The organism is Myceligenerans indicum, from assembly GCF_016742955.1.
In the GTDB taxonomy this organism is placed as follows: domain Bacteria; phylum Actinomycetota; class Actinomycetes; order Actinomycetales; family Cellulomonadaceae; genus Myceligenerans; species Myceligenerans indicum.
Genome location: NZ_JABBYC010000017.1, coordinates 63,087 through 70,668 on the forward strand (window position 1 = coordinate 63,087; position 7,582 = coordinate 70,668).

The window sequence follows — 7,582 nt, forward strand, 5'->3', positions numbered from 1 at the left end:
TCATCGAGATGCGTGGCTACGGCACCCGCCACCCGCCGTCGCGCACCTCGCGACCGCCTGGGAAACCGGTTTCCGGTACCGTGGCACGAAACCCCCCAACTGCGCAAGAGAGACTTTCGGAAGGCGCGGCCCTGAGAAACCGCGCGGGTAGGCCGGCCGCCGGTGCGGTCGGGGCCGCTGGTGCGGTCGGGGCTTGCGCGCGTGGTCGGGGCTTGCGCGCGTGGTCGGCAGAACAGGGGCAGGGCCGAGGCGGCAGGGAGGAGCTGCCGCCTCGGGCCCGGTCAGATGCTCAGGTCGAGGTCCTGGAGGCGGATCGGCTCCCCCGTCTCCAGGGACGCGTTGCCGGCGTAGCCCACCGCCGAGGCGAGGATTCCGTCGCGGTACCCGGCGGCCCGGCCGAGCCGGTCCGGCTCAGCGGACGGTGCGAACACGTCACGCAGCAGCAACGTGTCTCCGCCCCCGTGGCCACCGGGTCCGACGGCCACGATCGGCCGCTCCTCCGCCCTCTCCCAGTGCCGCTGCACCACGAGGCGCTCGCCCGCCGGGCGCACGAGGTCCTCCGCCTGTGCGTCGGTGGCACTCGGGTCGAGGATCGCCGCGCCCGCCTCGGAGAACTCGACCGAGCCGCGCTCCACCACCTCGAGCTCCGCCCGCCCGCGCGTCCCGTTGACCACGACGCGGTAGCCCTCCCAGGGCGAGTGCGCCGTGAGGGAGTAGCTCATCGTGGCCCCGCTCGCGTACTCGACCACGAGGCTGAGCGTGTCCTCGGTGGTGATCCCGGCGTCGAACACGGACCGGTTGCGGACGTAGCCGTCGTGGGCCTGCGCCTGGGGGCCGTAGAGCCCGGAGAGCCACTCGTTCTTGTCGAGGTCGAGGTGCCACGGGTCGACGCCGCCCTCCTTCAGCGCCCGCTCGGTCTGCGTGGGCTCGTAGCCGTCCGCATGACCGGCGTCGTCGCCGTAGAACATGCGGCCACCGGCCGCGAAGACCCGGCGCGGGACGTCACCGATCCACCAGTTGACCAGGTCGAAGTGGTGGCTGGACTTGTGCACCAGCAGGCCCCCGTTGTTCACCTTCTCGCGGTGCCAGCGCCGGAAGTAGTCGGCCCCGTGCACGGTGTCCAGCGCCCAGTCGAAGTGCACGGACAGCACCCGCCCGATCTCGCCCGACGCGATGACCTCACGCAGCGCGGAGTTCCGTGGCGCGTACCGGTAGTTGAAGGTCATCACGAGGTCGCGCCCGGTCTCCGCGACCGCGTCGACGATCTGCCGCGCCTGGTCCGCGTGCGCCGCGATGGGCTTCTCGACGACGACGTCGGCCCCGGCGCGCAGCGCGCGGCTGACCAGTTCGCCGTGGGTGCGGTCGATCGAGGTGACCACGACCCGATCCACGCGCTCGGTCTCGATCACCTTCTCCAGGTCGTCCGGGTGGTACACCGGGCGCTCCCCACCGACCGCGGCCGCCACTCGCGCCTCGTGGAAGGCGGCCCGGACCGGGTTGGGCTCCACCCAGGCGACGATCTCGCCGTCGGCGGCGTGCGCCCCGATCAGCGCGTCGATGTACATGGCGGCGCGATGCCCCGTCCCGACGACCGCGTAGCGAGCGCGGCCCTCCGGCAACGGTCCGTCGATCGGTGCAGGAGTGTGGGTGGACCCGGTGATCGGCTCGGTGGTGGGGTCGTTCGGTGTGGGTGCGGGCCGCTCGGCTGCCGGTTCGGGCATGGTGGGCTCCTCGGAGTCGTCATCGACGGGAAGATCTGTGACAGACAGGATCGCCTGACGACGATACCCAGCCATCGACCATTTGGAAAGCGCTTGCCCTGCTGGTGTCGCCGCGTGACACGGCACGGACGGCGCCCATGACCGCAGCCACGCCGAGTGGGCCGAGTGGCCCCACAGCTCCTGGCCGGCCCCGTCACGGGACGGGCCGCGCAACTCGCCAGTACCCTCAGGACCCATGTCGAACATTCCGGGCGATGCCACGTTCGTGCAGGTCGCCACGACCTTCGATGCCGAGAAGGACGCGGAGGACCTCGCCGGGTCCGTGGTGGAGGCGCGACTCGCGGCATGCGCACAGATCGACGGTCCGATCCTCAGCATGTTCCGCTGGGAAGGCGCGATGCAGAAGGAGAGGGAGTGGCGTGTCACGTTCAAGACGACTGCCGCCCTCGCCGAGCCCCTCACGGAGCGCATCGTGAGCGAGCACCCCTACGACGTCCCGGAAGTCGTGGTGACTGCCCTGATCGGCGGCCACCGGGACTACCTCGACTGGATGGAGGACGAAACCCGTCGCGGGTGAGGACGCCGCGCGGCACGGCGGGATGCGGGCCGGGTCTCCTCACGGCGCGCATCCCACCAGCGGCGAACACGTTGCCGGTCAGTGCCTCGACACGGGGCTCCGCCACCGGCCGCCCGTGGGAACGTCACGCACCGGCTCGTCGAGGTCGAGCGTGCTCAGGTCGACGGGTTCCAGGACCAGCGGCCGCCCGCCGGACGCCGCGCGGGCGATCCGCTCCTCCGTTCCCGGCTCCACCGAGACCTCCAGACCGAATTCCACGCACATCGCGCGCAGCTCGCTCTCGTACCGCTCGCCCATGGCGGCGTCGTGGCCGCGATACGTCCAGGCGATGAGGTGCGCGGGCGCGAAGATCCTCGCGCCCGCACCACAGCGGCGGCAGGACATCGGCGCGCCCGGACGGCGGAACCGGGTGGTCCGGTGCCCGCGGGGACACACCCCGATCCACGGACCGTCCAGCGTGGGTGCGTTCGGGTCCACGTACCGGAGCCCGGAACACCCGATCTCCCGGGCCTTCTCCCGCCACCGAGCGCCGTGCCCCGCCTCAGGCCCCGCGAGTGCGTGCGCGATCTCGTGCAGCACCGTGTCGCGGACCTCGCTCTCGTCGTAGACCGTCGCGAGCGGGGCCGAGAGGCTGATCCGGCGCCGCGCGAAGTGACACATGCCGGCGCGGCGCTTCGCGTCGTCGTACTCGAACCTCCAGCCTGCCAGTCCGTGCCGGCTCATGAGGTCCCGCGCCAGGTTCCGTGCCTCGACCAGATTCATGCCTGCCCCCTTGATTCGTCGCCGCCCGGGCCGTCCGGACGACATCGAACCTAGGAAGGCTGGCTGACAGCCAGGAGGAGTTATCCACAATTCCCAGGTCAGGGCGGTGCCGCACCGTCATCGCGACGGGGTGACGATCACCTCGCCCGCCCAGGTGAAGCCTCCACCGAACCCGAACAGCAGCGCCGGTACTCCGGCGGGGATCTTGCCGGCGTGCCACCACTTGGACAGCCCGAGCGGGATCGAGGCGGCCGACGTGTTCCCCGACTCGGTGATGTCGGTGACCACGACCTTGCCCTCCAGCCCGAGCGCCTTCGCCAGCGGCTCGATGATCCGCAGGTTCGCCTGGTGCGCCACGAGCACCTCGATCTCGTCGAGCCCCAGTCCCGCCGCCTCGACCGCACGCCGGGCCCGGTCCGCCGCCCGCATGATCGCCCACTTGAAGACGGCACGGCCGTCCTGTGCGAACTTGTCCTGGGGGGCCTCGATCAGCACCGCGGGGGTGATCTCCGGCTCCGAGCCCCACACCACCGGCCCGACCCCGGGCTCGTCGGCCGCCTGCAGCACGGCCGCACCGGCGCCGTCGGCGGTGAGGATGCAGGTGGACCGATCGGACCAGTCCGTCACGGCGGTGAGCTTCTCCGCGCCGACGACGACGGCGTTGCGCGCGCTGCCGGCCCGGATCGACTGGTCGGCGAGCCCCACGGCGTAGGCGAACCCGGAGCAGGCGGTGTTGACGTCGATGACGGCGGGGCCGACGACGTCGCGCAGGTCTGGCGTCTCCTCGCCTTCCGGGGTGCTCGCTCCCAGCGGGAACCCGGTCCGCAGCGCGTACGCGACGCGGCCGGCGGTGTTCGGGGAGCGGTCCATGGCCGTGGTGGTGGCGACGACCACCAGGTCCACGTCCTCGTGCGTCAGACCGGCATCCGCGAGCGCATGTCGCGCCGCGGAGGTCGCCATGTCGGCGACGGTGACATCGTCGTCCGCCACATGACGGGTCACGATCCCGGTGCGTGAGCGGATCCATTCGTCGTTCGTCTCGACGAGCTGTGCGACATCGTCGTTGGTCATGATCTTCGCGGGCTGGTGGTGCCCGAGACCGATGATCCGGGAGCCGGCGGCGCCGGCGGGCAGCGAGAGCATGTCCCGATCATGGCACGACGCCGGCTGCCACCCGGACGCCCGTCCGGACCACGGCTGCGGCGATCCGGGTGGGCCCGCGGAAGGCTCCTCCGGTGTGCGGGTCAACCATCCCGAGGGGCGCGCGGCCGGCCGCCGGTGGCTGCCGCGTCAGCCACGCGAGGGCGCGCCGGCAGGCGCCATCGGCGACGTGCCGCCCGCCAGTCCCGTCTCGATGTAGAACTCCTCGATGTGCTCGCGCGCGAGCCGTGCCGCCGTCGCTCCGTCACCGACGGCGACCGCGTCGAGGATCCCGGCGTGTTCCGCGGCCAGGCGCGCGGAGGTGGTCGGCCAGTCCGGCAGACGGTCGACACCGTCGGTCACGTAGTCGCCGATCGCGCCGCGCAGGCCGAGCATGAAGGCCTCCACCACGTGGTTCCCGGCGATGCGGGCGAACTCGAGGTGGAACGCCTGGTCGCTCGCGATGAAGTCGGCGGGGCTCATGCCGGGCTCCTCCATGGCGTCCACCAGCCGCTGAGCACCGGCGAGCGACTCGCCGTCGATCTCTCCGGAGCGGTGCCTGTCGGCCGCCGCGCGGATCGCCCAGGTCTCGAGCAGGACGCGGGTCTCGACGACGTCCGGCACGCGCAGCGCACCCGAGGAGACGTGCAGGCCCATGGCCATGCGCAGCCCGGCGGCGGGACGGTCGATCACCACGGCGCCCGCCGTCGGCCCGGAGCCGGCGGCGGTGCGGACCACGCCTGCCGCCTCCAGGATCCGGATCGCCTCACGGACCGAGGGGCGCGACACCCCCAGTTCCTCGGCGAGTACCCGCTCGCCGGGCAGGGCCTCTCCCAGCGCCCAGCGCCCGGCGGCGAGGTCGGTCTCGATCTGCGCGAGAACGCGCTCGTGCGTACGCATGGGGAACACCGTACCCCTGTGGTCGAACCACATGGGGTACGGTGTGGCGAAGTTCGCCCCTGCCCTCGGCGTAACGCTTTGAAAGGATTCAGAATGCGTATCGCCCTCGCCGCCACCTGCATCGGTGACGCGATGTTCCCCCAGGCGCCCACCGCCGTCGTGCGCCTCCTGGAACGACTCGGCCACACCGTCGTGGTGCCCGAGCAGCAGGCATGCTGCGGCCAGATGCACGTCAACACCGGCTATCAGCGCGACGCCGTCCCGGTGGTCCGCAACCACGTGCGCGCGTTCGGGCCCGTGGCCGACGGCGAATGGGACGCCGTCGTGGTCCCGTCCGGGTCGTGCACGGGGTCGATCCGGCACCAGCAGGCCATGGTGCTCGACCGCGCGGGCCTCGCCGCCGAGGCCCGCACCGCGACCGCAGTCGCCGCCCGCACGTACGAGCTGTCCGAGCTGCTGGTCGACGTGCTCGGCCTGACCGACGTCGGCGCCTGGTTCCCGCACCGCGTCACCTACCACCCCACCTGCCACTCGCTGCGGATGCTCGGCGTCGGCGACCGGCCGCTGCGCCTGCTGCGGGCGGTCGAGGGGATCGAGCTGGCCGACCTCCCGCAGGCCGAGGGCTGCTGCGGGTTCGGCGGGACGTTCGCGCTGAAGAACGCCGACACGTCGGCGGCGATGCTCGCCGACAAGGTCCGCAACGTCGCGAGCACGGGCGCGGAGTTCGTCACCGCCGGGGACTACTCGTGCCTGATGCACATCGGCGGCGGGCTGTCACGCTCCGCGCGCCGCGGAGCACCGCCCGACGACGGCGGCCCCGCGCGGGCGGGCGCCCCCGGCGTCCGCACCGTTCACCTCGCCGAGATTCTCGCCGCAACCCGCGAGCGGCCCTGGCAGCCCGTGGAGGACGCACGATGAACGCACAGCACGGCCGATCGTCGTCGGCCACGGACCGGCCCAGCCACGGCACGCCGTCGGGCACCTCCGTCTTCCTCGGGATGCCCGCGCCGGCGGACCCGCTGCACTGGGGGCCGTCGTTCCCGGACGCCGCACGGCGCGAGCTCGGCAACGAGCAGCTGCGGCGCAACCTCGGCCACGCCACGGCGACGATCCGGGCCAAGCGGGCCGCCGTGGTCGGCGAGGTGCCGGACTGGGAGGCGCTGCGCGACGCCGGCTCCGCCTTGAAGACGCAGGTCATGGACAACCTGCCCGAGCTCCTGGAGGAGCTGGAGCGGAACGTCACCGCGCGCGGCGGGGTGGTGCACTGGGCGAGGGACGCCGCGGAGGCGAACCGGATCGTCACCGACCTGGTCCGCGCCAAGGACACCGACGAGGTGGTCAAGGTGAAGTCCATGGCCACGCAGGAGATCGGGCTCAACGAGGCGTTGGAGGCCGGCGGCATCCACGCCACGGAGACCGACCTGGCGGAGCTGATCGTGCAGCTCGCCGACGACATGCCGTCCCACATCCTCGTGCCCGCGATCCACCGCAACCGCGCGGAGATCCGCGAGATCTTCCTGTCCCGGATGGGCGACGCGCCGCCGGACCTCACCGACGTGCCCCGCGAGCTCGCCATGGCGGCCCGCGCGCACCTGCGGCGCAAGTTCCTGTCGGCGAAGGTGGCGGTGAGCGGCGCGAACTTCGGGGTGGCGGAGACGGGCACGCTGTCGGTGGTGGAGTCGGAGGGCAACGGGCGCATGTGCCTCACGCTGCCGGAGACCCTGATCACCGTGATGGGCATCGAGAAGCTCATCCCCCGGTTCACGGACCTGGAGGTGTTCCTCCAGCTCCTGCCACGCAGCTCCACGGGTGAGCGGATGAACCCGTACACGTCGATGTGGACGGGCGTGACGCCCGGGGACGGGCCGCAGGAGTTCCACCTGGTGCTGCTCGACAACGGGCGCACGAACGTACTGGCCGACGAGGTGGGCCGCTCCGCGCTGCACTGCATCCGCTGCTCGGCCTGCCTCAACGTGTGCCCGGTATACGAGCGGGTGGGCGGCCACGCCTACGGGTCCGTCTACCCCGGGCCGATCGGCGCCATCCTCACGCCGCAGCTCACCGGCGAGACCTCCGACCTCCCCTACGCCTCGACCCTGTGCGGCGCCTGCTACGACGTGTGCCCCGTGAAGATCGACATCCCCTCGATCCTGGTGGACCTGCGGGCCCGCGAGGTCGAGGCGGGTGCGGCCGGGAAGGGCTGGGGCGCGGCCATGAAGGCCGCCGCCACAGTGATGTCCGACGGCGGACGGTTCGGCCGGGCGGCGCGGCTGGCTCGGGTAGGGCGCGTGCTGGGCGGACGGGACCGGGTGATCTCCCGGCTGCCGGGCCCCGGGGCCGCGTGGACGAACTCACGGGATCTGCCGGTGCCGCCGAAGCAGACGTTCCGGGACTGGTGGGCGGGGCACGAGAAGGAGGAGCGATGAGCGACGCGCGGGGCGAGGTGCTGGAGCGGATCCGGGGCTGTCTCTTATACACATCT

7 protein-coding genes are annotated in these 7,582 nt (G+C 72.3%); 3 read left to right on the forward strand and 4 right to left on the reverse strand.

The genetic code is table 11. From position 1 onward, the window contains the following. Nucleotides 1-281: 281 nt before the first annotated feature. Entirely contained in the window at nt 282-1,721 is a 1,440-nt protein-coding gene (locus HGK34_RS11400) for a Gfo/Idh/MocA family protein (protein WP_201847279.1), read from the reverse strand. Between the two features lie 235 nt (nt 1,722-1,956). Between HGK34_RS11400 and cutA the strand changes: the two genes are divergently transcribed. Then, nucleotides 1,957-2,298, forward strand: a complete 342-nt coding sequence (cutA, locus tag HGK34_RS11405; RefSeq protein ID WP_201847281.1) for a divalent-cation tolerance protein CutA — start codon at nt 1,957-1,959, stop codon at nt 2,296-2,298. Nucleotides 2,299-2,376: 78 nt separating this feature from the next. Here cutA and HGK34_RS11410 read toward each other — a convergent pair whose 3' ends face one another. From HGK34_RS11410 to HGK34_RS11420, 3 genes are all read right to left on the reverse strand, one after another. Further along, nucleotides 2,377-3,060 carry a SprT-like domain-containing protein gene (locus tag HGK34_RS11410; RefSeq protein WP_201847283.1) on the reverse strand — a complete coding sequence of 228 codons (684 nt, stop codon included), beginning with the start codon at nt 3,058-3,060 and terminating at the stop codon, nt 2,377-2,379. 117 nt (nt 3,061-3,177) lie between these two features. Continuing rightward, complete coding sequence (locus HGK34_RS11415) at nt 3,178-4,203, reverse strand: beta-ketoacyl-ACP synthase III (RefSeq protein ID WP_201847285.1); 1,026 nt, start codon at nt 4,201-4,203, stop codon at nt 3,178-3,180. A 147-nt stretch (nt 4,204-4,350) separates the two neighbouring features. After that, nucleotides 4,351-5,100 (reverse strand): FadR/GntR family transcriptional regulator, encoded by a 750-nt coding sequence (locus HGK34_RS11420; protein ID WP_201847288.1) that lies wholly within the window; start codon nt 5,098-5,100, stop codon nt 4,351-4,353. 93 nt (nt 5,101-5,193) lie between these two features. On the opposite strand from HGK34_RS11420, the gene HGK34_RS11425 reads away from it, so the two are divergent. Next, the gene (locus HGK34_RS11425; protein ID WP_201847290.1) at nt 5,194-6,018 is read left to right on the forward strand and encodes a (Fe-S)-binding protein; all 825 of its coding nucleotides are present in this window, start codon (nt 5,194-5,196) and stop codon (nt 6,016-6,018) included. Nucleotides 6,019-6,098: 80 nt separating this feature from the next. Further along, entirely contained in the window at nt 6,099-7,526 is a 1,428-nt protein-coding gene (locus tag HGK34_RS11430; protein WP_201847304.1) for a LutB/LldF family L-lactate oxidation iron-sulfur protein, read from the forward strand. The last annotated feature ends 56 nt before the right edge of the window (nt 7,527-7,582 follow it).

Excerpts from the sequence above, each read along its gene's own strand:
- HGK34_RS11400 (WP_201847279.1), bottom strand. The coding sequence starts at position 1,721 with ATGCCCGAACCGGCAGCCGAGCGGCCCGCACCCACACCGAACGACCCC.
- cutA (WP_201847281.1), top strand. The coding sequence starts at position 1,957 with ATGTCGAACATTCCGGGCGATGCCACGTTCGTGCAGGTCGCCACGACC.
- HGK34_RS11410 (WP_201847283.1), bottom strand. The coding sequence starts at position 3,060 with ATGAATCTGGTCGAGGCACGGAACCTGGCGCGGGACCTCATGAGCCGG.
- HGK34_RS11415 (WP_201847285.1), bottom strand. The coding sequence starts at position 4,203 with ATGCTCTCGCTGCCCGCCGGCGCCGCCGGCTCCCGGATCATCGGTCTC.
- HGK34_RS11420 (WP_201847288.1), bottom strand. The coding sequence starts at position 5,100 with ATGCGTACGCACGAGCGCGTTCTCGCGCAGATCGAGACCGACCTCGCC.
- HGK34_RS11425 (WP_201847290.1), top strand. The coding sequence starts at position 5,194 with ATGCGTATCGCCCTCGCCGCCACCTGCATCGGTGACGCGATGTTCCCC.
- HGK34_RS11430 (WP_201847304.1), top strand. The coding sequence starts at position 6,099 with ATGCCCGCGCCGGCGGACCCGCTGCACTGGGGGCCGTCGTTCCCGGAC.